22 protein-coding genes are annotated in these 25,301 nt (G+C 62.1%); 11 read left to right on the forward strand and 11 right to left on the reverse strand.

What is annotated here, in order from left to right; translation table 11 throughout:
* Positions 1 to 14: 14 nt before the first annotated feature.
* From CO666_RS17500 to CO666_RS17510, 3 genes are all read right to left on the reverse strand, one after another.
* A complete protein-coding gene (locus CO666_RS17500) occupies positions 15 to 1,004 on the reverse strand; it encodes a WD40 repeat domain-containing protein (RefSeq protein WP_097613373.1) in 990 nt (329 codons plus the stop codon).
* Positions 1,004 to 2,113: a CobW family GTP-binding protein gene (locus CO666_RS17505; RefSeq protein WP_097613375.1), complete on the reverse strand. Its 1,110-nt coding sequence runs from the start codon at positions 2,111 to 2,113 to the stop codon at positions 1,004 to 1,006. The genes CO666_RS17500 and CO666_RS17505 overlap by 1 nt, the downstream gene beginning before the upstream one ends.
* A gap of 145 nt (positions 2,114 to 2,258) precedes the next feature.
* A complete protein-coding gene (locus tag CO666_RS17510) occupies positions 2,259 to 3,047 on the reverse strand; it encodes a creatininase family protein (RefSeq protein WP_097613377.1) in 789 nt (262 codons plus the stop codon).
* 85 nt (positions 3,048 to 3,132) lie between these two features.
* On the opposite strand from CO666_RS17510, the gene CO666_RS17515 reads away from it, so the two are divergent.
* The 3 genes from CO666_RS17515 (at position 3,133) to CO666_RS17525 (ending at position 5,779) form a co-directional block, all read left to right on the forward strand.
* Positions 3,133 to 3,645: a MarR family winged helix-turn-helix transcriptional regulator gene (locus CO666_RS17515; protein WP_097613472.1), complete on the forward strand. Its 513-nt coding sequence runs from the start codon at positions 3,133 to 3,135 to the stop codon at positions 3,643 to 3,645.
* A 120-nt stretch (positions 3,646 to 3,765) separates the two neighbouring features.
* On the forward strand, positions 3,766 to 4,788 hold the full coding sequence (locus CO666_RS17520) for a LacI family DNA-binding transcriptional regulator (RefSeq protein ID WP_085738403.1): 1,023 nt from the start codon (positions 3,766 to 3,768) through the stop codon (positions 4,786 to 4,788).
* Between the two features lie 34 nt (positions 4,789 to 4,822).
* Positions 4,823 to 5,779, forward strand: coding sequence for a 2-hydroxyacid dehydrogenase (locus CO666_RS17525; protein WP_097613379.1), 957 nt, complete (start codon positions 4,823 to 4,825; stop codon positions 5,777 to 5,779).
* A 2-nt stretch (positions 5,780 to 5,781) separates the two neighbouring features.
* Here CO666_RS17525 and CO666_RS17530 read toward each other — a convergent pair whose 3' ends face one another.
* Positions 5,782 to 6,561: a gamma-glutamyl-gamma-aminobutyrate hydrolase family protein gene (locus tag CO666_RS17530; RefSeq protein WP_097613380.1), complete on the reverse strand. Its 780-nt coding sequence runs from the start codon at positions 6,559 to 6,561 to the stop codon at positions 5,782 to 5,784.
* Positions 6,562 to 6,871: 310 nt separating this feature from the next.
* On the opposite strand from CO666_RS17530, the gene CO666_RS17535 reads away from it, so the two are divergent.
* Positions 6,872 to 7,978 (forward strand): TRAP transporter substrate-binding protein, encoded by a 1,107-nt coding sequence (locus CO666_RS17535; protein ID WP_085738397.1) that lies wholly within the window; start codon positions 6,872 to 6,874, stop codon positions 7,976 to 7,978.
* Between the two features lie 237 nt (positions 7,979 to 8,215).
* Here CO666_RS17535 and CO666_RS17540 read toward each other — a convergent pair whose 3' ends face one another.
* Together CO666_RS17540 and CO666_RS17545 are read right to left on the reverse strand one after the other, a co-directional pair.
* A complete protein-coding gene (locus CO666_RS17540) occupies positions 8,216 to 9,703 on the reverse strand; it encodes a TRAP transporter large permease (protein ID WP_097613382.1) in 1,488 nt (495 codons plus the stop codon).
* Positions 9,704 to 9,724: 21 nt separating this feature from the next.
* A complete protein-coding gene (locus CO666_RS17545) occupies positions 9,725 to 10,264 on the reverse strand; it encodes a TRAP transporter small permease subunit (RefSeq protein ID WP_097613383.1) in 540 nt (179 codons plus the stop codon).
* A gap of 328 nt (positions 10,265 to 10,592) precedes the next feature.
* Between CO666_RS17545 and CO666_RS17550 the strand changes: the two genes are divergently transcribed.
* The 6 genes from CO666_RS17550 to CO666_RS17575 all read left to right on the forward strand — a co-directional run bounded on the left by CO666_RS17550 (position 10,593) and on the right by CO666_RS17575 (position 17,409).
* Complete coding sequence (locus CO666_RS17550; protein WP_097613385.1) at positions 10,593 to 12,896, forward strand: putative bifunctional diguanylate cyclase/phosphodiesterase; 2,304 nt, start codon at positions 10,593 to 10,595, stop codon at positions 12,894 to 12,896.
* Between the two features lie 145 nt (positions 12,897 to 13,041).
* Positions 13,042 to 13,794 carry an N-acyl amino acid synthase FeeM domain-containing protein gene (locus CO666_RS17555; RefSeq protein ID WP_097613386.1) on the forward strand — a complete coding sequence of 251 codons (753 nt, stop codon included), beginning with the start codon at positions 13,042 to 13,044 and terminating at the stop codon, positions 13,792 to 13,794.
* A gap of 234 nt (positions 13,795 to 14,028) precedes the next feature.
* On the forward strand, positions 14,029 to 14,253 hold the full coding sequence (locus CO666_RS17560) for an aa3-type cytochrome c oxidase subunit IV (RefSeq protein ID WP_097613388.1): 225 nt from the start codon (positions 14,029 to 14,031) through the stop codon (positions 14,251 to 14,253).
* A 207-nt stretch (positions 14,254 to 14,460) separates the two neighbouring features.
* A complete protein-coding gene (locus tag CO666_RS17565) occupies positions 14,461 to 15,609 on the forward strand; it encodes a Re/Si-specific NAD(P)(+) transhydrogenase subunit alpha (RefSeq protein ID WP_097613390.1) in 1,149 nt (382 codons plus the stop codon).
* Positions 15,609 to 16,007 carry a proton-translocating transhydrogenase family protein gene (locus CO666_RS17570; protein ID WP_088681691.1) on the forward strand — a complete coding sequence of 133 codons (399 nt, stop codon included), beginning with the start codon at positions 15,609 to 15,611 and terminating at the stop codon, positions 16,005 to 16,007. The genes CO666_RS17565 and CO666_RS17570 overlap by 1 nt, the downstream gene beginning before the upstream one ends.
* A gap of 7 nt (positions 16,008 to 16,014) precedes the next feature.
* Positions 16,015 to 17,409 (forward strand): NAD(P)(+) transhydrogenase (Re/Si-specific) subunit beta, encoded by a 1,395-nt coding sequence (locus tag CO666_RS17575; RefSeq protein ID WP_097613392.1) that lies wholly within the window; start codon positions 16,015 to 16,017, stop codon positions 17,407 to 17,409.
* Between the two features lie 54 nt (positions 17,410 to 17,463).
* On the opposite strand, the gene CO666_RS17580 is transcribed toward CO666_RS17575, so the two are convergent.
* The 5 genes from CO666_RS17580 to CO666_RS17600 form a co-directional block, all read right to left on the reverse strand.
* Complete coding sequence (locus CO666_RS17580) at positions 17,464 to 17,946, reverse strand: DUF992 domain-containing protein (RefSeq protein ID WP_097613393.1); 483 nt, start codon at positions 17,944 to 17,946, stop codon at positions 17,464 to 17,466.
* Positions 17,947 to 18,005: 59 nt separating this feature from the next.
* The gene (locus CO666_RS17585; RefSeq protein ID WP_097613474.1) at positions 18,006 to 19,658 is read right to left on the reverse strand and encodes a sensor histidine kinase; all 1,653 of its coding nucleotides are present in this window, start codon (positions 19,656 to 19,658) and stop codon (positions 18,006 to 18,008) included.
* A gap of 230 nt (positions 19,659 to 19,888) precedes the next feature.
* Positions 19,889 to 20,758, reverse strand: a complete 870-nt coding sequence (locus tag CO666_RS17590) for a tetratricopeptide repeat protein (protein ID WP_097613395.1) — start codon at positions 20,756 to 20,758, stop codon at positions 19,889 to 19,891.
* A 134-nt stretch (positions 20,759 to 20,892) separates the two neighbouring features.
* A complete protein-coding gene (rpsU, locus tag CO666_RS17595) occupies positions 20,893 to 21,108 on the reverse strand; it encodes a 30S ribosomal protein S21 (protein ID WP_003542939.1) in 216 nt (71 codons plus the stop codon).
* A gap of 174 nt (positions 21,109 to 21,282) precedes the next feature.
* Positions 21,283 to 22,812: an adenylate/guanylate cyclase domain-containing protein gene (locus tag CO666_RS17600; protein WP_245436807.1), complete on the reverse strand. Its 1,530-nt coding sequence runs from the start codon at positions 22,810 to 22,812 to the stop codon at positions 21,283 to 21,285.
* Positions 22,813 to 23,129: 317 nt separating this feature from the next.
* Here CO666_RS17600 and CO666_RS17605 point away from each other — a divergent pair, with 317 nt between their 5' ends.
* Positions 23,130 to 25,301: a CHASE2 domain-containing protein gene (locus CO666_RS17605; protein WP_097613398.1), complete on the forward strand. Its 2,172-nt coding sequence runs from the start codon at positions 23,130 to 23,132 to the stop codon at positions 25,299 to 25,301.

A 25,301-nucleotide genomic window follows, 5' to 3' on the forward strand; every position in this document is an offset into this window, starting at 1 on the left:
GCCGACAATGCAGTTCAGGCCGAAATATCGATGACGCCGCAATCGCCGGCTTCGGAGGCGAAGGCGAGCAGTTTGCCGTCCTTGCTCCAGCTCATTGCCGTGACGGCGCCCTTGCCGGGACGGCGCAGCAGCGCCTCCTTGCTGTCGGCGATGCGCACGGCCAGAATCATGCCGTCGATGAAGCCGATGGCGAGGATGTCCTCGAGCGGATGAAATTTCACCGCCGTTGCCATGATATTGGCGCGGGTGCCGAGTTCCAGCGGCGCCTTGCCCATCGGCCCGTCCTTGCCCTGGAACGGCCAGACGATGGCCGCCGGCGCACCCGAAGAGGCGAGCCACTTGCCCTTGACCGACCAGGAGAGCGATTTCACCTTGGCGGGATAACCGGTCATCCGCATATGGCGGGCCTCAGTGCCCGGCTTGCTGTCGAGTTTCCAGCCGTGCAGCGCATTTTCCTGCATCGAGGTGACGAGGAAATTGCCATCGGGCGAGAAGGTGACGCCGGTATGCGCGCCCTTCCATTCGAGATCGACCGGCTTGGCGCTCATGCCGACCCAGTGCAGCGACACGCCGTTGTAACGGGCGGCGGCGATGCGCAGGCCCTTCGGCGCGAAGGCAAGGCCTTCGACGGTGCGCTCCTCGGGGAATTCCTTGGTGGTGCCGTCGGCAAGACGCACGAGCGAACTCTTGCCGTAGGAATAGGCAATTGCGCCCTGCGGGCCGGCGGCGACCTGCGAAATCCACTTGCGCGGCGCGGTGGCGATCTCGCTGACGCTGCCGTCGGCGGCGATGCGCAGCACCTTGCCGTCCTCGCCGCCGGAAATCAGGCTCTCGCTATAGGGATCGCGGATGACGGTGAGCATGCCCTGATGGGCTTCGCAAACCCTCTCGCCGCCATCCAGCCGATGAAACGTGCCGTTTGCGTTTGCGAAGAAGGGGACATCACCTAAAAATTCGACGGCCAGAACGTGGCCGTCGAGATCAAGCGGTGCAACTGTCGGCATCAGGCGGCAGCCTCGCAGGCCTTGAAGGAGGCTTCGAGCTTCTCGCGGTCGAGATCACGGCCGATGAAGACGAGACGGCTTTCGTGCTTTTCGCCTTCCTTCCAGGGCCGCTGGTGATCGCCCTCGATGATCATGTGGACGCCTTGAACGACATAACGCTCGGGATCGTCCTTGAAGGCGATGATGCCCTTGAGACGCAGAATATTCGGGCCCTGCGTCTGGGTGACCTTCTGAATCCAGGGGAAGAAGCGTTCGGGGTTCATCTGGCCGCCGCGCAGCGACACCGATTGCACCGTGACATCGTGGATCGCCGACATTGCGCCGTGGTTATGGGCGCCATGGTCATGATGGTCGTGCCCGTGGTGATCATGGTGATGATCGTGATCATGGTCATGATGGTGGTGGTCGTGATCGCAGTCCGGGCCGCAGACGTGATCGTCATGGCCATGCTCGAGGAAATGCGGATCGTTTTCCAGCGCGCGTTCCAGGTTGAAGGCGCCCTGATCGAGCACGCGGGCGAGGTCGACGCCGGAGCGGCTGGTTTTGTAGACGCGCGCAGCCGGATTGATGGCGCGGACGATGTCTTCGATGACATCAAGCTCTTCCGGTGTCACGAGGTCGCTCTTGTTGATGACGACGACGTCGGCAAAAGCGATCTGGTCTTCGGCCTCGCGGCTGTCCTTCAGGCGCAGCGGCAGGTGCTTGGCGTCGACGAGGGCGATGACGGCGTCGAGCTCGGTCTTGGCGCGCACGTCGTCGTCCATGAAGAAGGTCTGGGCGACCGGCACCGGATCGGCAAGGCCGGTGGTTTCGACGATGATGCCGTCGAAGCGGCCGGGGCGGCGCATCAGACCTTCGACGACACGGATCAGGTCGCCGCGCACCGTGCAACAGACGCAGCCGTTGTTCATCTCGTAGATTTCTTCGTCCGACTCGACGATCAGGTCGTTGTCGATGCCGATTTCGCCGAACTCATTGACGATGACCGCATATTTCTTGCCGTGATTTTCGGAAAGGATGCGGTTGAGCAAGGTCGTCTTGCCGGCGCCGAGATAACCGGTGAGCACGGTGACGGGAATGGGCTTCTGGGTGGAGATCGCGTCGGTCATGAGAACCTCTAGGATTAGGCGTGCAGCCGAGCGGCTCCCGTCGGCTGCTTGAACGGTCGGTCTCATATAATGGCATGGGCGCGGCAGTTCAAAGGGTTTTATAATGTTATAAGATCACGTCGGCTGCCGGGTGCAGCTTCCACCTTCAGCCCAGCTGCGTGACGTCGAAGGCATCGACATCCTCCAGCAATTCGACCAGTCCCTTCACCGCATGCGCAATCAGCGCCTCACCCTTCTCCGCCGTCGCAGCCGCGGCGTTGCCCGTCACGCCTTGCGGGTTGAGATCGGACATCTTCCAGCCGAAGGCATGCGGCCCGTAGGCGCGCAGATGTTTGAAGCGGGTGGCGAAGTCCGTTTGCCGTGATGGGAAATCCGCAGCCTTGGCCATATCGACTTTATCAGGATGAAGCGCCAGCATCACCGAGGTCTCGATGTCGCCGCCGTGAATGCCGATCGCCTTTTCCTCCGGTCGGATCACACCATCCGGCAGGCCGAAGCGGGTCCAGCTCGTCGCCACCGCCAGCATGGCAAAGCGGATCCGCGCTTCGGTGGCGACGATCGTCATGACGGGCGAATTGCCGCCATGGGCGTTCAGCATCATGAATTTGCGGATGCCCTGCTTCGCCACGTCTTCGGCGATGCCGAGCCAGCGGTCGACCGCCTCGTCGAAGGCGAGCGTCTTCGTTCCTTCAACATCCATATGCTCTATGGAATAGCCGACGGATTCGGCGGGCAGGAAGGTAACCGGCAGGCCGGCGGGCAGGGCCGTCTTCAATCGTCCGGCGATGCCTTCGGCAATCAGGGTGTCGGTTTCGAAGGGCAGGTGAGGGCCGTGCTGTTCATGGGCGCCGAGCGGCAGCACGGCGATCGGACGGTGCCCGCCGGGAGCAGAGGCCGGGTCGCTGTCTTCGAAGCGGGGCGAAGGCGTCATCATCCGGTCGTTGCCTCTTGTTTATGACGAGATCCTGGGCAATGTCATATCGCAGCGGCGCCAGGGCTTAAAGATCAAAGGGATGGCAATGGGAAAGAAGCACAAGGACGGCAAAAAGAACAAGTCCAAGAAGAAGGACCAGACCGAGTATACGCTCGTCGACCTTTCTCCGGCGCTGACCCAGGCGGCTCGTTCCATGCGTACGGTACTTTCGCGCAACCTGCTCGAAAGCGGCCTCTATGCCGGCCAGGACGGCGTCATTCTCTCGCTCGCCGAAAGCGACGGCATGACGGCCGGCGGCCTTGCCCACAAGCTCGGCGTCAAGGCGCCGACGATGACGCGCACGATCGGCCGCATGGAGGCGCAGGGTTTTCTCGAGCGCAAGCCCGATGCCGAGGATGCGCGTCTCACCAAGGTCTATCTCACCGAACTCGGCCGTGGCAGCGTGCAGGCGATCGAAATGGCGGCCTCGGCATGCGACCGGCTGGCGACGCTGGAATTCTCCGACAAGGAAATCCGCAATCTCGTCCGGCTGCTGAAAGCGATCGACGGTAATCTCCAGGCCGAAGCCCTTCATATCGAGGAACCCGACGAAGACTGAAATTTCCCTGAAAGACGAATTGCCTCCGCCGGTTAAATCTTTTAATTAAACATTTTAAGGGGGCCGCGCCGGTTTGCCGGCGTGGCCTTGCTGTCTTGCGTGCTGCCTGGAGGAGGACACGTGGTCCAGAAGATCAAGCTTTCGACGATCGCCGAAACGCTCGGCATTTCAACGGCGACCGTATCGCTAGCCTTACGCGACAGTCCGCTCGTCGCCGGCAATACCCGGGAAAAGATCAAGGAACAGGCGCGCGCGCTCGGCTATATCTACAATCGCCGCGCCGCCAGCCTTCGCACCTCGCGCTCCGGCATCATCGGCGTCGTCGTGCACGATATCATGAACCCCTTCTACGGCGAGATCCTGAAAGCGATCGAAAGCGAACTCGACCGCAGCCGCCATACCTTCATCCTTTCCAACCACTACGACAATGTCGAGAAACAGCGCACCTTCATCGAGACGCTGCTGCAACTCGGCGGCGACGGCGTCATCATGTCGCCGGCGATCGGCACGCCGCCGGAAGACGTGCAACTGGCGGAAGAAAACGGCATGCCGGCGATCCTGGTCGCCCGCTCGATGGAAGGGCAGGACCTGCCGACCTATCGCGGCGACGACAGCTACGGCATCTCGCTTGCCACCAACCACCTGATCGGCCTCGGCCACCGCTCGATCGCCATGATCGGCGGCACCGACCAGACGTCCACTGGCCGCGACCGCTACCAGGGTTATGTCAATGCCTTGCGCAAGGCCGGCATCGAGGTCGATCCGAACCTGCGCATTCCCGGCCCGCGCTCGAAACAGGGCGGCTTCGAGGCCGCCGTGCATTTCCTGTCGCTGCCGCAGAAGCCGACGGCCGCCGTTTGCTGGAACGATCTCGTGGCGATCGGGCTGATGAACGGCATTTCGCGCGCAGGCCTGATGCCGGGACGCGACATTTCCGTCACCGGTTATGACGATCTCGAAGAGGCATCGATCGCCACGCCGGCACTGACAACCGTCTGGAACGGCCAGGCCGAGGTCGGGCGCCTGGCCGCCCGGGCGCTGCTCGATCGCCTTGCCGGCAGCCACGAGCCCGACGGCATGCATCTGATCAAACCCGAAATGCGCATTCGCCAGTCCACCAGCCCCCATCGGCCCCGCGCCTGAACCCAGGCCGCCGCGCGCCCTAAGAGGAAAAGCCATGTCCCGCATCGCCATTCTCGTTCCCGGGAAGATACACGAGCGTGTTCTCGAAAGGCTGAAGGATCGCTTCGAGATCGTCGCCGTCCCGCGCGCGGAGAGGCTTGCGCTCGACGGTGAGACCGCCGGCCGCATTCGCGGCGTCGCCGTTTCCGGCGCCTTTCCCGGCGCCTGGATGGATCAACTGCCTGAAGTCGAGGTGATTGCCAGCTTCGGCGTCGGTTATGACGGCATGGATGTGAGGCGGGCCGCCGAAAAGGGTATCGTCGTCACCAACACGCCCGATGTGCTGAACGACGAGGTCGCCGATACGGCGATCGGCCTGCTCCTGAACACGATCCGCGAATTGCCGCGGGCCGAGGCCTGGCTGCGTACCGGCAACTGGAAGCCGGGCGTGGCCTATCCGCTGTCGCGCTTCTCGCTCAAAGGTCGTCATGTCGGGCTCTACGGCCTTGGCCGTATCGGGCTTGAGATCGCCAAGCGGCTGGAACCGTTCAAGGTGAAGATCAGCTACCACACGCGGTCGCGCCATGCCGATGCGCCCTATGATTATCATCCGACGCTGAAGGGGCTGGCGGAAGCGGTGGATACGCTGATCGCCATCGTTCCGAAGACGCCGCAGACGCATAAGACGATCGATGCCGATATTCTGTCAGCACTCGGCCCGGACGGCATTCTCGTCAATGTCGGCCGCGGCTGGACGGTGGACGAGGAGGCGCTCGGTGCCGCCCTTGCCTCCGGCGCACTTGGGGCAGCCGGCCTCGACGTCTTCTATGACGAGCCGACGGTGCCGGCCTGCCTGCTGGAACCGGTCAATGCGGTGCTCCTGCCGCACGTCGCCTCCGCGTCGGTGCCGACCCGCAACGCCATGGCCGATCTCGTCGCCGACAATCTCATTGCCTGGTTCGACAAGGGGGCCACGTTGACGCCGGTGCCGGAGACACCGCAAAAAACCTGAAACTAAGCGATCGCCTGCGCCGGGATGACTTGCAGCTTGCCCGCGGCATGGCTGCGGACGGCGTCGCCGAAGGCGGCAAACAGCTTGTTCGACGGCTTGTCGGTTTCGGCCCAATATTCCGGGTGCCATTGCACGCCGACGGCGAAGGCCTTGGCGTCGATGACGGAGACGGCCTCCACCGTGCCGTCCTCGGCGATCGCTTCCACCTGCAGGCGGGGCGCGGTGCGGGCGATCGCCTGGCGATGCAGGGAGTTCACGCGGACCTCGCCCGGGCCGAGAATGCCGGCGATGCAGGATCCCTCCTTGATGTGGACGCTTTGGCGAATGGCGTACATGCCGTCGCGGTCGACGCCTTCCGGCCGGCGGTGGTCCCAGATGCCGGGCTGCTCCTGGATCTCGCTTGCGAGCGAGCCGCCGAGCGCGACGTTCAGCTCCTGGATGCCGCGGCAGATGGCGAGCAGCGGGATGGCGCGGTCGATGGCGCGGCGGATCAGCGGCAGGCTGGTGGCGTCGCGGGCGGGGTCGAAGGGGCCGTCCTTGTCATTGGCCTCGGCGCCGTAGAGGGAGGGATGCACATTGCTGGCCGAGCCGGAAACCAGGAGGCCGTCGACGCGGTCGAGGATCGCGTCGGTGTCGTAGCCTGCCTCGAAGGCCGGAACGATGAAGGCCATGACGCCGGCTGCATTCAACGCGGCACTGAGATATTGATGCTGCACGGCATGCCAGGTCGCGCCGTCGAAGCTGCGGATATCGGCAGGAATGGCAACGATCGGTTTCGTCATATCAGCCCCGGTCAAATCTTCATGCTTGTCGTTTCTTTATGCTTATCGTTTCTGGCGCCAGAACGGTCGTCAAGTCAACGCTTGGCTGTATCAGGCGGCCAAATTGCGGCGGAAATGGCGTCGGAACTCCCGCGCTTGTCGCTAAGCCGCTGATTTTGATGGGCCCGTTCGCATTGTCTTATTGTCGTCTTGATGCCAAAGGCTAATAGACTAAAGCTTGAATCGCGGCCTTCGCCATGCTTAGGTTTGCCCTTGCTGCGGGTAGGGGTGAAGATCGGCCGCGCAGTGCCATCTATATGGGAGGTTTTTGATGGATCGTCGTTCGTTTTTCAAGAAGGCGGGGACCGCCAGCGCCGGTGCGGTTGCCGCAACGGCATTGGCAGCGCCTGCGATCGCGCAAGAGAATCCGAAGATCGCATGGCGCATGACGTCGTCGTTTCCGAAGAGCCTGGACACGATCTACGGCGGCGCCGAGGACATCGCCAAGCATGTCGCCGCCGCCACCGACGGCAATTTCACGATCCAGCCTTTCGCGGCCGGTGAAATCGTGCCCGGCCTGCAGGCCGTCGACGCGGTCGCCGCCGGCACGGTCGAGGCGGCGCACACGACCTCCTATTATTTCGTCGGCAAGGATCCGACCTACGCCATCGGCACGGCCATTCCGTTTGGCCTCAACAGCCGCCTGACCAATGCCTGGTTCTACGAAGGCAACGGCAATACGCTGATGAACGAGTTTTATGCGACACAGGGCATGTACGCACTGCCTGCCGGCAATACCGGTGCGCAGATGGGCGGCTGGTTTCGCAAGGAAATCAACACGCTGGACGACCTCAAAGGCGTCAAGATGCGCATCGCCGGCCTGGCAGGCCGCGTCATGGAGAAGGTCGGCGTCATCCCGCAGCAGATCGCCGGCGGCGACATTTACCCGGCGCTGGAAAAGGGCACCATCGATGCGGCAGAATTCGTCGGTCCCTATGACGACCTGAAGCTCGGCTTCCACAAGGTGGCGAAATATTATTATTATCCGGGCTGGTGGGAAGGTGGCCCGACGGTGCATGCATTCTTCAATCTCGAAAAATGGAGCGGCCTGCCGAAGCATTATCAGGCGGCGCTGAGCGATGCCTGCGCCTACGCCAACACCAACATGCTGGCGAAATACGACACGAAAAACCCGACCGCGCTGAAGCAACTCGTTGCGGAAGGGGCGACGCTGCGGCCGTTCAGCCAGGAGATCATGGAAGCCTGCTTCCAGGCGGCGACCGGCATCTACAGCGAAATCTCGGGCACCAACCAGTATTTCAAGAAGATCTACGACGACCAGACCGCCTTCAAGCGGGACGCCTATCTCTGGATGCAGCTTTCGGAATACACCTTCGACACGTTCATGATGATCCAGCAGCGGGCCGGGAAGCTTTAAGCTTTCGCTGGCCTTTGTGGCTGCCCCTCACCCTAACCCTCTCCCCGTTTTGACGGGGAGAGGGGACGTGCCCTGCGAGAGGTTGGTGGGGAACGGAGAGGTTGCGGCATGGTCCCTTCGCCCCGTTTACGGGGAGAAGGTGGCGGCAGCCGGATGAGGGGCGGTCACCCCGCTGAGGTTTGATTTTAGCCGAGTAAGCCCCCGGATCCTTTCGGTCCGGGGGTTTTCTTTTTGACGTTATTTGGCGGGCGCCGGCGGTGCCCCCGGCAGGCCGAGCGGCGGCAGGGTAAGGCCGGGGATCTGCGGTGAGCCGCTGCCGCCGCCTATCGGCGGCAAGCCAAGCGGGCTGCCGAAGCCCGGGACCTCGATCTTGATCGAGTTCGGATCGACCTTCGGGCCATGGTCCAGCCAATAGGTGACCGATTGCGGCCAGAAGATCACGATCGCCACCAGGATCAACTGCATGCCGACCCAGGGCAGCGCGCCCATGTAGATATCCGAGGTCTTGACCTCCTTGCCGGCGATCGAGCGTAGGTAGAACAGCGCGAAGCCGAAGGGCGGGTGCATGAAACTCGTCTGCATGTTGACGCAGATCAGCACACCGAACCAGATCAGGTCGATGCCGAGACTGGAGGCGACGGGAGCGAGCATCGGGATGACGATGAAGGCGATCTCGAAGAAATCGAGGAAGAAGGCGAGCACGAAGATGAAGATGTTGACGAAGATCAGAAAGCCGACCGGGCCGCCGGGAATGCCCGACAGCATGTGCTCGATCCAGCGCGAGCCGTCCATGCCCTGGAAGACCAGGCTGAAACAGGTGGAGCCGATCAGGATCATCACCACCATCGAGGTGATGTGCGTGGTCGATGTCATCGCCTCGCGGATCAGCGGCCAGGTGAGACGGCGATTCATGGCGGCGAGCAGCATGGCGCCGACGACGCCGAGCGCGCCGGCTTCGGTCGGCGTCGCAAGGCCCATGAAGATCGTGCCGAGCACCAGGAAGATCAGCACGATCGAAGGCACCATGCCCATCAGCACTTTTGCGAGCAGTGCCCAGTTGAAATCGCCGCGCACCTCCTTCGGCAGCGGCGGCATCGATTTCGGCCGGATGATCGACATCACCAGGATGAAGAGAATGAAGATCGTCACCTGCAGGATCGAGGGGCCGATGGCGCCGAGATACATGTCGCCGACCGACCGGCCGAGCTGATCGGCGAGAACGACGAGCACCAGGGAAGGCGGGATCACCTGGGTGATGGTGCCGGAAGCGGCGATGACGCCGGTGGCAAGCCGCGGGCTGTAGCCGTAACGCAGCATGATCGGCAGCGAGATCACCCCCATGGTGATGACGGAGGCGGCCACCGTTCCGGTGATCGCGCCGAGCACGGCGCCGACGAGGATGACGGCATAGGCGAGGCCGCCGGGAATGCCGCCGAAGAGCTTGCCGGTGCCTTCGAGCAGATCCTCGGCCAGCCCGCAGCGCTCCAATATTGCTCCCATGAAGGTGAAGAAGGGAATGGCCAGCAGGAGATCGTTGGAGACGATGCCGAAAAAGCGCGGCGGCAGCGCTTGTAACCAGACCGCGCCGAAATGGCCGGTGATGATGCCGATGATGCCGAAGAACAGGCCGACGGCGGCGAGCGAAAAGGCGACCGGAAAGCCGTAGAGCATGAAAATGACCATGCCCAGGAACATGGCCGGCGGGATGATGCCGAAATCAAACAAATCCGTTTCTCCCAGCCCGCTTTACTGCAGCGGTTTTTCGTATTTGGTGTCGATGCTGATTTGGCCGGTGAGGGCGGCGATCCGCTTGATCAACTCGGAAACGCCCTGAAGGGAAAGCAGCGCGAAACCGGCGACGAGGATCAGCTTGACGGGCCAGCGGATCAGCCCGCCGGCATTGCCCGATATTTCCCCCTGCCGGAAGGAGAGCGCGAAGAAGGGCCAGCAGACCCAGGTGAGGAAGATGCAGACGGGGATGAGGAAGAGAATCAGACCGAAGATGTCGATCCAGATCTTCGCCTTGTCGGATACGGAGCCATAGATCAGATCGACGCGGACATGCTCGTTGTTGCGCAGCGCATGCGAGGCGCCGAGCAGCACGACGAAAGCGAAGAGATACCACTGAATCTCCAGCCAGCCATTCGAACTGTAGTTGAAGGCATAACGAACGATGGCGTTTCCGGCGCTGATCAGACAGCAGAACAGCACCATATATTCGGCAATTTTGCCTATGAACTGGCTGATCCCATCGATCAGCCGACTGGCGGCCAGCAACACCGACATTCGCCTCCCCTTATTCTTGTCCCGCCGGTTTTCCGGCAGTTTTCCCTCTTGCACTCGATGTAGACCACGGCCCTTGAAATTGGAAGGATAAATGCCTTGCATTGGCGGATAGTCTTAAGCGCGCAGGCCGGCCCGGATGACCGTCGAATATTTCAACAACCCAGGCGTGGATAAAATATTTCCATAATCTCGCCGACAGGCTGCATTGACGCGTGTAGGCTGTGCAGTTCATCCTGTGGTTTTAGAAAATTTGACCAAATGTTTGATTCCATTGAAATCAATTTTTAAAGGGTTGGGCTTAGAATCCCCGCGCACAGGGAAAGTGTGGATGAAGCCAGATAACCCGAACAGGGTCCCTTTAGATGTGTATCTGTCGTTTGTGAGTTCCCTTTCCGGGAACCGCATGACGCTTCTTGTCGGCGTCATTGTGCATGTTGCGACGTGCCTTGCCGTGGCTGCCAAGACGCAATACTCCATCTACATCCTGCTCTCGGCCGCCTTTCTTCTCGTCTTCGGCGCCCGCATGGCCATCTTCCGGCAGTTCGATCGCGTCGACAAGGACGGCCTGTCACGCGCCGGAATCGAGCGCTGGGAGCGGGTTCTCGTTGCCAGCGGAGCCTGCACCACCGCGCTGCTTGGCATCGCCAGCGGCTACGCCATCTTCGTCGTGCATGATTCCTTTGCGGAGCTTGCCTGCATTTCCGTCACCATGGCGACCATGGTTTCCGTCGTCGGCCGCAACTACGGCTCGCGCTTCGCAGTCGACCTCCAGACGTTCTTCTGCTGCCTGCCGATGATCATCGGCAGCCTGCTGGCGCTGGATTTTTATCGTGGTCTGCTTTCGATCTTCCTCATTCCTTTCTGGCTGACGACGCGGGCCATGGCGAATGGCGTGCGCGAGTTTCTCTACGAGAATGTCATCGCGCGCCGGGAAATCACCATCATCGCCGACCGCTTCGACACGGCGCTCAACAACATGCCGCATGGCCTCGTCATGGTCGATGCCGAAAACCGCATTCAGGTCGTCAACCGCAAGGCCTGCGAGCTTCTGAAGATCGGTGCGCCGGAGCGGCTGAAGGAGCGCGACCTCGGCGCCGTGCTGCGCTATGGCGCGCGCTACAGCTTCATGGATGCCTCGCAGCCGGAGCTCATCCTGCGTCAGTTGACCCAGGTCGCCGAAGGCAACCTGTCGCGCACGCTCGTTCATTTCCCCGAAGGCCTGTCGCTCGAATTCTCCGCCAGCCGAAGGGCCGATGGCGGTGCCGTGCTGATCTTCGAAGATGTGTCGAGCCGGGTGAAGGCGGAACAGAAGATCATGCACATGGTCCGCTTCGATGCGCTGACCGGCCTGCCGAACCGGGAATATTTCGGGCAGCTGGTGCAGGAGTATCTCACCAAACATCAGCGCAAGTCCGGACCGCTCGGCTTCATGGTTCTCGATATCGACGAATTCAAGCATGTCAACGACATGCGCGGTCACGTCATCGGCGATCATCTGCTCTGCGCCATCGCCGCCCGCATCAAGCAGGCCTGCGGCAACGCCATTCTCGGGCGGCTGATGGGCGACCAGTTCATCCTGTTCTTCCCGCATGCGAAGGAGCCGGCCTCGCTCGATATCGAGATCCGCCGCGTACACGCCGCGATCCAGGGCAACTACGAGGTCGATCAGCTGACCTTCCTCGTTTCGCTCAGCGCCGGCTACGCGATCCTCGAAAGTACCGCCTTCGCGATGGACGAATGGAGCGTCAAGGCGGATCTTGCCCTGTTCGAAAGCAAGTCGCGCTTCAAGGGCGGCATATCCGGCTTCGAGCGGGAGATGGATGGACGCTATATCGAGCAGCAGAAGCTGAAGGCGGATCTGCGCGATGCGGTTTCGGCCCAAGCCCTGCATCTCGTCTTCCAGCCGATGTTCCGGGCCGACGGCTCCCGGATCGAATGCGCCGAGGCCTTGGCGCGCTGGGTGCACCCGGAGAAAGGCTCGATCCCGCCCGATGTCTTCATCCGGCTCGCCGAGGATATGGGCATCATTTCCGACATCACCCGCTTCGTCTTGTTCAAGGCCTGCAGCGAATGCATGAACTGGCCGGATCATATCGCCGTCTCGGTCAACCTTTCGGCGCGCGATCTCAGGGATGCCGACATTCTCCAGGTGGTCGCCGATGCGCTTGCCCATTCCGGCCTCGATGCAGCGCGGCTGCACCTCGAAGTCACTGAGAGCTGCCTGATCGACGAGCCGGCGGCGGTGCGTGCCATACTGGCGGAGCTCAGGGCCTGCGGCATCACCATCGCCATCGACGATTTCGGCACCGGCTTCTCCAGCCTCAGCTACCTCGACACGCTGCCGCTCGATATCGTCAAGATCGACCGGTCCTTCGTGCGCAACATCGTCGAGGATACCCGCCGCCTCAAGCTGTTGCGCGGCACCGTCCACCTCGCCCGGGAACTCGGACTGAAGATCGTCATCGAGGGTGTCGAGACCGAAGAGCAGCTTGCACTGCTCAACAAGCACCGAAGCACCGATCTTGTGCAGGGCTATGTTTTCTCGCAGCCGGTGCCTTCCAAGAACATCCCGCTGTTACAGCAGGGCATCGGCCGCCGCGTCGTGCAACGCCGTCGTAACAAGGTCGCCTGAGCGCCCTGCGACAGGCCGTTTTTTGCGCTGAACATACCGGGCCGCGTTAACCTTAATGATTTAAAAACAACGGAAATTATCCGATTTCCTTGCGTAAATGTCGCTCGCATATGATTAATGATCCGTTAACGAGCGGATCGAGAGAATGTCAGAGACACTTTTCACGCGTAATGATTTCAGCAGGAAAATCCTGGAAATTTTGGACCATGTCGAATATCGCCGTGTCGAGAGCAGCGAAGACATGGAGGAGGTGGAACGGCTGCGCTACAAGGCATACGAGGCCCACGGCGCGCTGTCGCTTGCCCCGGAAGGTCTGTTGGACGATGTCGATTTCGACAGTCATGCCTATATCTTCGGTTTGTACTATTATGGTGAACTGATCAGTACGATCCGGCTTCACTATGTGACGCCGGATCATCGTGTCAGCCGATCCGGAGAGGCCTTTCCCGAGGCGATGGATGAGCTTTTGGACGCCGGCCTGACCTTGATCGACCCGGCGCGTTTCGCGGCCGATCCGGAACTCACCGCCAACATGCCATGGGTTCCCTATCTGACACTGAGACCCGCCATCGTTGCGGCAGCGTATTTCCGGGCGGACCGCGTGATTCAGTCCGTCCGGCCCCCGCATGCCGCCTTCTACAAGCGGGTCTTCTATGCCGATACCATTGTGCCCGGCCGACTGGCGGAGAGTTACGGGGTTGACGTCACGCTGATGTCGACGAATGTGATCGAGGTCGGGCGAAAGCTACTGATGCGCTATCCCTTCTTCATCTCCAGCGCCAGCGAGCAACGCATGATGTTTTCGCGCAATCCCAACGACACACTGCCGCCGCTTACCATCATTCCAACGGCGCGCTTCGTGCCACAGGGCGAACTCGGCACCGACCTGCCGCTCTGATTTCTTCTCCCCTCCCGGGAGAGATCGGCGTGAGAACAATGAGAGGCGACGACAAGATCCGCGGTCGGCGCCTCTCATGTTTTTGCGCTCTCTGAATAGGTGGATTTGAAGTCAAGCTGCGGCATTCTCATGCATTGCGCTTTCACCTGTCATTGTGTAATTCCTGCAGACAGGGATCTCCCTCGCCAGGCGAGGGAATCAGGCAGCGCAAAGGCATTCAGGGAGACGATATTTATGGCCGAACATCATACCGGACCGGTCGAGACCGGCGCGCCGATGGATTACAGGGAACATGAAAAGACCTACGACATGTTCATCGCCGGCGCGAAATACGGCTCGATGCTTCTCATCGTCCTTCTGCTTGCGATGACGGCCGGTTTCTTCGGCGGCGCCGGCCTTCTCGGCGGCATCTTCGTCTTCATCATTCTTCTGGCCATCGGCACCTTCCTGTTCCGCTGATCGCGGCTAGCGCATGGCCTCAAAATCGGAATCGATTTTCAGGCCAAGCGCGATCCGTCGACTCAAACAGTCGGAGCGTCTTTTGTGCGTCCGCAGGGATGCACGGCGCTCGGAGGGGAGGGAGCTTCTCCGAAGCTTTGTGATTTAGGTGCTTGGGCCTGCGCGGGGGAGCCCGCGGCGGTCTGGCTGACCCGGAGGAGGGGGCAGTTGGGCAATATCGTTTTCGTGGCAAGGGAAATTGCGGGCGAGGAGACGCGTGTCGCGGCCTCCGCTGAGACCGTGAAGAAGATGAAGAGTTTCGGCTTCGACGTCGTCGTCGAAGCCGGCGCGGGTGCGGCTTCACGCATTCCGGACGCCGAGTTCGAGGCTGTGGGCGCCAGGATCGGCAGTTTCGCCGATGCTGCCGCCGCCGACGTGGTGCTGAAGGTGCGCCGTCCGAGCCCCTCGGAGATTTCGGGTTACAAGAGCGGCGCTGTCGTCATCGCCATCATGGATCCCTACGGCAACGACGAGGCGATAGCGGCTCTGGCGAGCGCCGGGGTTTCGGCTTTCGCCATGGAACTGATGCCGCGCATCACCCGTGCCCAGTCGATGGACGTTCTCTCCTCTCAGGCCAATCTCGCCGGCTACCAGGCGGTCATCGAGGCGGCTGGTGTCTATGACCGCGCCATGCCGATGATGATGACGGCGGCAGGCACGGTGCCGGCCGCCAAGGTCTTCGTCATGGGCGCCGGCGTTGCCGGCCTCCAGGCGATTGCCACCGCGCGCCGTCTTGGCGCCGCGGTCTCGGCCACCGATGTGCGTCCGGCCGCCAAGGAGCAGGTCGCCTCGCTCGGCGCCAAGTTCATCGCCGTCGAGGACGAGGAGTTCAAGGCGGCGGAAACGGCCGGCGGTTATGCCAAGGAGATGTCCGCCGATTATCAGGCGAAACAGGCAGCCCTTGTCGCCGAACATATCGCCAAGCAGGATATCGTCATCACCACCGCTCTCATTCCCGGCCGGCCGGCGCCGCGGCTTGTGTCGCGCGCCATGCTTTCCTCGATGAAGCCAGGTGCGGTCGCCGTCGATCTCGCGGTTGAGCGCGGCGGCAATATCGAAGGTGTCGTTGCCGGCGAGATCGCCGATGTCGAGGGTGTCAGGGTGATCGGTTTTGCCAATATGCCGGGCCGGGTCGCGGCCAGCGCTTCGGCGCTCTATGCCAAGAACCTCGTCACCTTCCTTGAGACCATGGTCAACAAGGAAACGAAGACGGTCGTCGTCAATCTCGACGACGAACTCGTCAAGGCGACGATGCTGACCTATGCCGGCGATGTGGTTCATCCCGCCTTCGGCGGCGCGAAGAAGGGAGACATGTGATGGCCAGTGAGGCAATGGACAGGGCGCTGGAGCAACTGAACGACGCCGTGACGGCCGTCGCCACCGCAGCTGCCCACGCTCCGGAAGCGGCAAGTGCTGCGACCGGCGGGGCGATCGACCCCTTCGTCTTCCAGCTGGCGATCTTCGTCTTGTCGATCTTCGTCGGCTATTACGTCGTCTGGTCGGTGACGCCGGCGCTGCATACGCCACTGATGGCCGTCACCAACGCGATCTCCTCCGTCATCGTCGTCGGCGCGCTTCTGGCGGTCGGCATCTCCACCAGCGGGCTTGCGACCGGCTTCGGCTTCGTCGCCCTCGTGCTGGTCTCGGTCAACATCTTCGGCGGTTTCCTGGTCACGCAGCGGATGCTGGCGATGTACCGCAAGAAGGACAGGTGAGGGATCGATGACCAATATTGCAGCCTTCCTCTACCTCGTCTCCGGCGTGCTCTTCATCCTGGCGCTCCGCGGCCTCTCCCATCCGGCCACCAGCCGCAAGGGCAATCTCTACGGCATGGTCGGCATGGCGATCGCCATCCTGACGACGCTGGTGCTGGCGACGCCCAACTTCGGCGGCTTCGTGCTGATCGTGCTGGGCCTTGCCATCGGCGGCAGCGTCGGCGCCTATGTCGCCCGCACCATCCCGATGACCTCGATGCCGCAGCTCGTCGCCGGTTTCCATTCGCTGGTCGGTCTTGCCGCCGTGCTGGTGGCGGCCTCGGCACTTTATACGCCCGCCTCCTTCGGTATCGGTGAGATCGGCCAGATCCACACCGAGGCGCGCATCGAAATGGCGCTCGGCGTGGCGATCGGGGCGCTGACCTTCACCGGCTCGATCATCGCCTTCCTCAAGCTCGACGGACGGATGTCCGGAAAGCCGATCCTGCTGCCCTACCGGCATCTCATCAATGCCAGCCTGCTGGTGCTGATCGTGCTCTTCATTATCGGGCTTGCCGCCACCGAAAGCCATTTCGACTTCTGGGCCGTCGTGGCGTTGTCGCTGGCGCTGGGTGTGCTGCTGATCGTGCCGATCGGCGGCGCCGATATGCCTGTCGTCGTTTCGATGCTGAACTCCTATTCCGGATGGGCTGCGGCCGGCATCGGCTTCACCCTTGGCAATCTGGCGCTGATCATCACCGGCGCGCTGGTCGGCTCCTCCGGTGCGATCCTGTCCTACATCATGTGCAAGGGCATGAACCGGTCCTTCGTCTCGGTTATCCTCGGCGGTTTCGGTGGCGAGACCGCATCCGGCGGGCCCGATACCTCAGACAAGACGGTCAAGCTCGGCTCGGCCGAGGATGCGGCCTATCTGATGGCCAATGCCTCCAAGGTGATCATCGTGCCGGGATACGGCATGGCGGTCGCCCAGGCCCAGCATGCGCTGCGCGAACTTGCCGACAATCTCAAGAAGAACGGCGTCGAAGTGAAGTATGCGATCCACCCGGTCGCAGGCCGCATGCCCGGCCATATGAACGTGCTGCTTGCCGAAGCCAATGTTCCCTATGACGAGGTCTTCGAGCTCGAGGACATCAATTCGGAATTCGCCCAGGCCGACGTCGCCTATGTCATCGGCGCCAACGACGTCACCAATCCGGCGGCGCGCGACGACAAGGCCTCGCCGATCTACGGCATGCCGATCCTCGATGTCGACCGGGCAAAGACCTGCCTGTTCGTCAAGCGCTCGCTCGGCTCGGGTTATGCCGGCATCGACAATACGCTGTTCTACAAGGACGGCACGATGATGCTGCTCGGCGACGCCAAGAAGATGACCGAGGATATCAACAAGGCCATCGCGCATTGATCGACGCAGAGACAGCCGCCTTCGGGCGGCTGCTCGATTCAATGCTGGCCTTCGTCATATTTCGCCCGGCACGAGGGTCATCTTCTCGACGCCGATCGCCAGATTCAGCCCTTCCTGGGCCTGGACATTCAATGGCTGCAGCATGAAGGCCTTGTTGGTGCCGCCGGCGATCACCTTGGCGCCGGCGCCCGCACCGACGCTCGCATCGGCACCGATGCCGTAATATTCGCCGGCGAGGGCGAATTGCGGAACATCCGTGCCGGTCTTGGCCAGCACCTGCCAGATCATCACGCTTTTGCCGGTCTGGCCGAGATCGATGCCGAATTTCTCGATCTTGCCGGCGTAGACTGCCTTGGCGCCGCCGGAGGCCGGCGTATAGGTGCAGATAAGGTTCTTCTGCGAGGTGACGATCAGGCCCTGGCCGCCATCCGACCCGCAGACCAGGCGGCCAAGCGTGACATAGCTTTCCGCGCCTGCCGGGCTTGCCCAGGCAGCGGCCGCCAGTGCCGCGGCTGCGATGAGCATTTGCTTGAACATGGTCTTTCTCCTTTGGAACGACCTGTCCCAAACGGGTAGAGATGACGATTGTTCCTGCGCTAATCCCGTTCCAGCATGGCGCGCTGCGCCGTCAGCACCCAGCGCAGGCCTTCGGGCAGGAAGTCGACCTGCACCGTGCCGCGGAAAGCCGAGGCGGCATGAGCCTTGATGACGGTCGAGCCGAAGCCCGAGCGCGATGGCTCAACGACGGGCGGGCCGCCGCGCTCTTCCCAGGTGAAGCGGAGCAGGGCATCCGGTCTGTCTTCCTCCTTGACGTCATGCCATTCGAAGCGGACACGGCCCTGCGGTACGGAGAGTGCACCATATTTCACCGAATTGGTGGCGAGTTCATGCAAGGCGAGGCCGAGATTCTGCACCGCATCCGGCTTCAGGACGAAATCTTCGCCTATGATGTCGATCTGTTCGCGCGATTGCGGGAAGGCCTGCAGATGGATGTCGACCACCCGCCGCAGCGACACGCCGCCCCATTGCTCGCTGGTCAGAAGCTCGATCGAACGCACCAGCCCGTCGAGGCGATCGGCGACGGCGGCCTGGAAGGTTTCGACGCTGTCGGCCTGCTTGGCGAGCTGGCGCATCATCGCCTGGGCAAGCGTCAGAAGGTTCTTGGTGCGGTGGACGAGCTCATGCATGACGAAGCGCAGCCGGTCCTCGGTCTGGCTGCGATCGAAGGAGGCATTCGACAGCGCGATCGCCACCTGGTTCGCCTCGATGACGCTGGTCTCGACCGGCGAGACGATATGGCCTTCGCCCATACGGTTCGCCATTTCGGCGATATCGCGGATGGTGGTGCGCACCTGCCGTGCGACGGCATAGGCGGCCAGCACGGCGACGAGAACAAGGGCGACGCCGCCGATGATGAGGAAACGCCAGGTGCTGAGGATCGATGCCTGGGCGATCGGTCCCCAGATCACCGTTTTCCACGACCAGCCGGGAATCCGGGCATAACCGAGCAGCATGTGCGGCAGGATCGTCTCGTCCTGGAAGACGCCGCGGGGCGCCGTGAAGGCCGGCAGGATGCGCGGATCGAAGGGCATGCCGGGTTCGAGATCGGTGGGGCCGGTGGCGGCGACGACATGGCCGCTCTGATCGATGACGGCGGCCGACCAGCCCGGGGCAAGACCCTCGGTCGTCACGAGCTTGCCCAGATCCTTGGCGTCCTGGGTGATGATAAGGGCCGCGACCGGATCGTTTTTTCGCGGCAGGGTGACGTTATAGACCCAGTCGCCGCTGGTGCGGCCGCGAAAGACGTCCGACGCCTCGATACGGCCGGAGGTCATGACCGACTGGAGGGCGGCGGTGTTGGCTATCTCGCCGAGCGGCGTGCCGAACGCCCGGCGCGTGTTCAAGAGCTGCTGGCCGTTGCGGTCGACGGCGATGACGAACAGCGTATTGTCTCTAAGGGCCGTTTCGGTCCGCTGATGGAAGGCGGCGAGATTGCCGTTCTCGAGTTCGGGGGAGCTCGACAGCAACCGCAGCGTCGTTGCCATATCCTGAAGCTGGCGGTCAACGATGCGGGAAAGGGCGAGCGCATCCTGGGCCGTCTCGCGCCGCAGCGTCGAACGCTGGTTATCTTCCAGCTGCAACAGAAGCAACGTCACAAAGGCGAAGATCGGCAGGGCGATCGCCACCGCCATGGCGACGAGATAAGTGCCGATCGAGGCCTTGGGAAAGAACAGAGCGACAATCTTCATCTGTTGCGCCACGTTCCATGCGATGGCGGCCGGCAACGATTTTCGCGAGCGGTCAGGAAAGCAAAGATCCGCATCTCTCGCAAGCCGCCCTCAACGTGGTTCGAACGCCCGATAGCAGGCTATCGAAGCAGCGCCATGTTAGGGGGAGCGGGAGCAGGTTGCAACCTGCTATGTCAGCGAAGACGACGAGCTGTGCGGCGGCCGATATTTCGGCCGCCCGACCAAAGTCCTTAGCCGGCTGAGGCGCCGCCGACGCGGGCAAGGCCGTCGCGAGCCGGCTGGTATTTGGGATCGAGGCCGACAGCGTGGCGATAGGACCGAGCGGCCTTCGCCTTGTCGCCGCGGCGTTCGTAGACGAGGGCCTGATTGGCCCAGGATTCGGCGATGTTGCCGTTGAGCTCGATCGCATGGTTGAAATCGGCAAACGCATTGTCGTCGTCGTTCAGCGCGATATAGGAAATGCCGCGGCCGTTATAGGGCTCGGGCGAATTCGGCGCGAGCGAGATCGCTTTCGAGAAGTCGTCGATCGCCTTGTCCTGCTGATTGCGCTTCTGATAGATCAAGCCACGATTGTGATAGGCGCGGCCATCGGTGGTGCCGAGCTGGATCGCCTTGTCGAAATCGTTGAAGGCCTGGTCGTCCTGGCCAGCCATGCGATAGACATTGCCGCGGCCGATATAGGCGACGTCATAGCTCGGATTAATCTGCAGGGCGGCGTTGTAGTCGCCAATCGCCTGGGCCTGCTGGCCCATGTTGCGATAGACGAGGGCGCGGTTGGCGTAAGCCTGGAAAAACCGCGGATTGATCTGCAGCGCCGTGTTGAAATCGTTCAGCGCCTTGCGGAATTCGCCGCCGCGGCCGTAGGCGGAGCCGCGGACATTGTAACCCTCGGGATCCCTGGGGTTGGCATTGATGACAGCCGTCAGCGACGCGATATTCTCTTGCGAGCCCTGCGCCTTGTCGATGCTGATGACGGCATCGGAGGTGGAGGTCGTCTCACAACCTGCAAGGCCGAACATCGCCGCCAGCGCCAGAGCCGGCAGGAATGCGGTTTTCTGCAAGCGCCGAGCGCGGGACGGATTGAAAGTGATGACTGCCATTCGGGCTCGCTTCCCCCATGCGGGCACATCCGGTATGCGGACATGCGATTTCAGCGGCAAACTAAAAAAGCGGCGGCGAACCTATCGCCCCCGCCACAATGCATCTGAAAACGTCAAAAAAACGACAGCAACGCTTAGCGTGCTGCGACCAGACCTTCGCGCTGGGCGCGCTTGCGGGCCAGCTTGCGAACGCGGCGAACAGCTTCAGCCTTTTCGCGAGCACGCTTCTGCGACGGCTTCTCGTAGTAGTCGCGCATCTTCATTTCGCGGAAAATGCCTTCGCGCTGCATCTTCTTCTTGAGAGCGCGGAGAGCCTGATCGACATTGTTATCGCGGACAAGTACCTGCACGAGAATCACGTTCCTTCGGTTGGTTGATGCCTGCGGCGGCGCGGCGCCAGGGGCAAAAATATAACGTTCGCGCGGCCGCAGCCTTGCGATTGGTGATGCCAGATAGCAGATCGGGTATGGGAAGTCCAGACGGATATGGGAAGCGGGCGGAAAAATCACGCTTGCCCTATCCGGTCACGATCCGGCGACCTCGGGCGCGGCTTCGTCCAGTGCGGCGATTGCCTCCTTAAGGGCGGTCCTGACCCGGAGGCGATCGGCAGGCTCCAGCCGGCTCATGTCCAGATGCAGGTCGAGACCCGCGAGGTGCTCGCTGAGGACGCGGCTCTTGTGATCCGCACCGAGCGTCAGTCCATCCACAGCATAGGGCACGATCTCGCGTTGAATGCCCTTCATCGTGATCGGCGGGAGGGAATGGGCATCGACGATTTCGTTGACCAGCGCATAGGTTTCGTAGCTGATGACGATTTCCCCGCCCTGGGCGATGGATTGCAGCCTGGCTGCGAGATTGGCCTCGGCCCCGATGATCGTATAGTCCATGCGGTCGTTGCTGCCGAAATTGCCGACATTGCAATAGCCGCTGTTGATGCCCATGCGGACCACGAACGGCTCCTCGGTGCCGTTTCTGCGCCACCTGTCCTTGAGTTCTCCGAGTCGGCGCTGCATGTCGACCGCCATGCGCAGGCAGGCTTTCGCATCCTCCTCCGGCCCTTTCGTTTCCGGGTCGCCGAAAAAGACCAGCATCGCATCGCCGATGAACTTGTCCACCGTGCCGCCATGGGCCAGAGCGATGTTCGACATCTCCGTCAGATATTCGTTGAGCATTTCCGTCAGGGCTTCCGGCTGCAGGCGCTCGGTCGTCGCGGTGAAATCCTTGATGTCGGAGAAGAAGATCGTCAGGCGCTTGCGCTCGGTGTGGACGACGACGTCCTTCTGCCCGGAGAAGATGCTTTTGTAGATCTGCGGCGAGAGATAACGCGAAATCTTCAGGGAAACGCTGGCGAGGAATTCGTTTGCCGCTTCCAAATCCAGATTGGCGCTGTGGATAGCGCGCGCCTGCTGGCGCTGGAGCAGAATGAAGCTGATGCCGATAACGGCGACGAACAGAAAATAACAGAGCAGATATTTGAAGGCGAAGACGTTGCCGGCATAAGGCTGCCGGATGATGACCTCCTGAATGCCGCGCACGTCGCCCACCTTCCAATCTGTCTTCGGACTTTCGGGATGGCTGTTGTGGCAGGCAACGCAGGCCTGGCCCATGACCACCGGGGTGATGAAGCGCAAAGTATCGGTCAATCCGACACGGGTGAGGTCGGTCGGCGTCTGCTGCGGATCGGCGCGCAAGGCGGCAAGCGCTTTCGTCTCGAATTGGTCGAGGTCGTGGGATGCGCGGCTCTTGAACGGCAGGTCGGAGACGAAACGGTAGGTGATATTGGCCTGCTGCTCCTTGATGACGTCGCCGAGTTCCAGGGAAAGTGTTGCCGGCAGCGGGATGGCGCCCGATATATTGGCATAGTTGTGAGAGACAACAGTGCCTTCGGTCGCGCCGCTGGCATGGGCAGCCAGAACGCGGCCCACGACATTGGCGGAATAATAGGAGCGGATGCTTGAAATCAGCGAGCTCATGTCTCGGGCCTGATGCCGCAGGGTATTGCCCGAGAGATCGCTGATATCGAGCCAGACGGCAAGCGGCAGCCCCGCGAGCATTGCCAGCACCACGACAATCAGCCAGTAGCCGCTCCTACGCGCGGCGGTTTCGGAAATCACGGGCGTCCCTCATGCTTCTCTGGAAAGGCATTCGATCTTCGATCGCTACAAGAACATTTCGCCGCCTGCCCGGCAAGATCGAAGCCTTGCCATCCGGCCAGAACGGAAGGCGTGACCGCATCGAAGGCGCCGCCCGGGGCGCCTGACGGAAGACGGAACGGGAGAGGGCGAAAAGAGAGGCCGGGATTGCATCGGCGAATGGTGTTTGGCGCGAAAGCGGCGTAGCCTGTCTGCCGGCAGGGGACACCGGTGAGATCATGACGCGCGCGCAGCAAATCGGTGTCGTTATCGGCCTGGCGATCGTGGCTCTGCTCACGATCCTGCGGGCAGGCGATCCCGGTCTTTTCAAGCTGATCCGCGGCGTAACGTTCGATGAGTATCAGCGGCTGGTTCCGAGGACATTCAAGCCGATGCCGGTCCGTGTCATCGACATCGATGAGGCCTCATTGCGCGAATTCGGCCAATGGCCCTGGCCGCGGGACCGGCTGGCTCTCCTGGTGGACCGGCTTTCTGAAATGGGTGCCGCGGCCATCGCCTTCGACGTTCTCTTCTCCGAGCCGGACCGGTTGTCGCCGCGCAATGTCTTGCGCGAGGCGGCCGGGATCGACCCTTCGCTGGCCGAAAAACTGCCCGACAATGACGAGATATTCGCCCGCTCGATCGCCGAAAAGCCCGTCGTGCTCGGCTTCGGCCTTTCCAACGAGGGCAATTACCGGCCGCCCGTCAAGGCGGGTTTCGCGTTCACGGGCGAAAGCCCCGTCTCGGCTCCGCCCTATCTTGGCGCCTCGACGCCGCTCAGGCCTCAATTGGAGGCAAATGCGGCGGGGCTCGGCCACATCAGCCTCAACCCCGGAAATCCTTCGCCGGTGGTACGGGCGGTCCCGCTGTTCCTGACCGACGGAGAACAGCTCTACCCGAATCTCGCCGTCGAGGCGTTGCGTGTCGCGCAGGGAGCCTCGACCTATGTTCTATCGGGTGCGCCCGACCGCGCCGGAATCATGACATCGGCAAAGATCGGGGATTTCATCGTGCCGCTGACGGCGGCGGGCGAACTCTGGCTCTATGTCACTCCCGATCGTGCCGAGCGGTATATCTCCGCCCGGCAGGTGCTAGCGCCTGAGGGAGCCTCCGCGGAGACGGCAGCCGCTATCGAAGGCAGCATCGTCTTCGTCGGCACATCGGCGGCCGGCTTGCAGGACATTCGCGTCACAGCGCTCGGCGAGAACGTTCCCGGCGTTTCGCTGCATGCGCAAGCCGTCGAGCAAATCCTTTCCGGCCAGTTCCTGTCCCGGCCCGACTGGGCGGATGGGCTCGAAATCCTTGTCATCGCCGTGCTCGGATGCCTGCTCGTCGTGGTGACGACCTTCGTCAGCCCCGCCGTCGCGCTGGTTTGCGGCCTGTTGATCACGGCAATGGCGCTGGTGGCGTCGTGGCTTTCCTTTCTTTATGCCGGGCTTCTTCTCGATCCGCTGGCACCGATCATCAGCGGATCGATCATCCACTTCGCCGCGACGTCGTTCAAGATCCTGGTGATCGACCGAGAGCGGCGCGAAGTACGGCGCGCCTTCGGGCATTATCTTTCACCGTCGCTGCTCCACCGCATCGAGCATAACCGCGATGCATTGCGTCTCGGCGGAGACGACCGCGAGCTGACGGTCATGTTCGTCGATGTCAGGAACTTCACCGAGATCAGCGAGAGACTGGCGCCGACGGATGTCGTGGCCTTCCTGAATACGCTGCTCGATGCGCTCAGCCGTCATGTCGTGGCCAATGAAGGCACGCTCGACAAGTTCATCGGCGATTCGATCATGGCGTTCTGGAATGCGCCCGTCGATGTGGCGGATCACCAAACAAAGGCGGTTCGCACGGCACTTGCCATGCGCGAGACGCTCGCCGAACTGAACGCCGGCGACGCCTTCGGCTTCGGGGCCAATCAGGAGGTCGGGATCGGCATCGGCATCCATACCGGCCTTGCCTGCGTCGGCAATATGGGCGCCAAGACCCGCTTCAACTATTCGGCCGTCGGAGACGCGGTTAACGTCGCGGCCCGTATCGAATCGTCCTGCAAGGAGGTCGGCTTCGATATCCTCATTTCCGACAGCACGGCGCGGTCGGTGCAGGGAATGGCGCTGATCGATGCCGGCGCGCTCCCGCTCAAGGGGAAAAGCAACCGGACACAGATCCTTGCCGTCGTCGGCGACGAACGCGTTGCAGCATCCGCCGAATTTTCAGCCCTTGTCGTCGTCCACCAGCAGTTGATGCAGGCCCTGCAATCGCATTCCAGGAACAGCCGGAAGCTCATGGGTACGGCCAAGCTGAGGGCGGTGCAGGTGACCGTCGGCCTAGCGGAATTCTATAAGCGCATATCCGGCAGGACCGATCATTTCCGGGAAGTGCCCGAAAGGGTGGAAAAAAGCGCCGCAGACTGA

Origin of the sequence: Rhizobium chutanense, from assembly GCF_002531935.1 — a bacterium.
Taxonomy (GTDB): domain Bacteria; phylum Pseudomonadota; class Alphaproteobacteria; order Rhizobiales; family Rhizobiaceae; genus Rhizobium; species Rhizobium chutanense.

Coding starts and splice junctions, on each gene's coding strand:
- CO666_RS17500 (WP_097613373.1), bottom strand. CDS start 1,004: ATGCCGACAGTTGCACCGCTTGATCTCGACGGCCACGTTCTGGCCGTC.
- CO666_RS17505 (WP_097613375.1), bottom strand. CDS start 2,113: ATGACCGACGCGATCTCCACCCAGAAGCCCATTCCCGTCACCGTGCTC.
- CO666_RS17510 (WP_097613377.1), bottom strand. CDS start 3,047: ATGATGACGCCTTCGCCCCGCTTCGAAGACAGCGACCCGGCCTCTGCT.
- CO666_RS17515 (WP_097613472.1), top strand. CDS start 3,133: ATGGGAAAGAAGCACAAGGACGGCAAAAAGAACAAGTCCAAGAAGAAG.
- CO666_RS17525 (WP_097613379.1), top strand. CDS start 4,823: ATGTCCCGCATCGCCATTCTCGTTCCCGGGAAGATACACGAGCGTGTT.
- CO666_RS17530 (WP_097613380.1), bottom strand. CDS start 6,561: ATGACGAAACCGATCGTTGCCATTCCTGCCGATATCCGCAGCTTCGAC.
- CO666_RS17535 (WP_085738397.1), top strand. CDS start 6,872: ATGGATCGTCGTTCGTTTTTCAAGAAGGCGGGGACCGCCAGCGCCGGT.
- CO666_RS17545 (WP_097613383.1), bottom strand. CDS start 10,264: ATGTCGGTGTTGCTGGCCGCCAGTCGGCTGATCGATGGGATCAGCCAG.
- CO666_RS17550 (WP_097613385.1), top strand. CDS start 10,593: ATGAAGCCAGATAACCCGAACAGGGTCCCTTTAGATGTGTATCTGTCG.
- CO666_RS17555 (WP_097613386.1), top strand. CDS start 13,042: ATGTCAGAGACACTTTTCACGCGTAATGATTTCAGCAGGAAAATCCTG.
- CO666_RS17560 (WP_097613388.1), top strand. CDS start 14,029: ATGGCCGAACATCATACCGGACCGGTCGAGACCGGCGCGCCGATGGAT.
- CO666_RS17570 (WP_088681691.1), top strand. CDS start 15,609: ATGGCCAGTGAGGCAATGGACAGGGCGCTGGAGCAACTGAACGACGCC.
- CO666_RS17575 (WP_097613392.1), top strand. CDS start 16,015: ATGACCAATATTGCAGCCTTCCTCTACCTCGTCTCCGGCGTGCTCTTC.
- CO666_RS17580 (WP_097613393.1), bottom strand. CDS start 17,946: ATGTTCAAGCAAATGCTCATCGCAGCCGCGGCACTGGCGGCCGCTGCC.
- CO666_RS17585 (WP_097613474.1), bottom strand. CDS start 19,658: ATGAAGATTGTCGCTCTGTTCTTTCCCAAGGCCTCGATCGGCACTTAT.
- CO666_RS17590 (WP_097613395.1), bottom strand. CDS start 20,758: ATGGCAGTCATCACTTTCAATCCGTCCCGCGCTCGGCGCTTGCAGAAA.
- CO666_RS17600 (WP_245436807.1), bottom strand. CDS start 22,812: ATGCTCGCGGGGCTGCCGCTTGCCGTCTGGCTCGATATCAGCGATCTC.
- CO666_RS17605 (WP_097613398.1), top strand. CDS start 23,130: ATGACGCGCGCGCAGCAAATCGGTGTCGTTATCGGCCTGGCGATCGTG.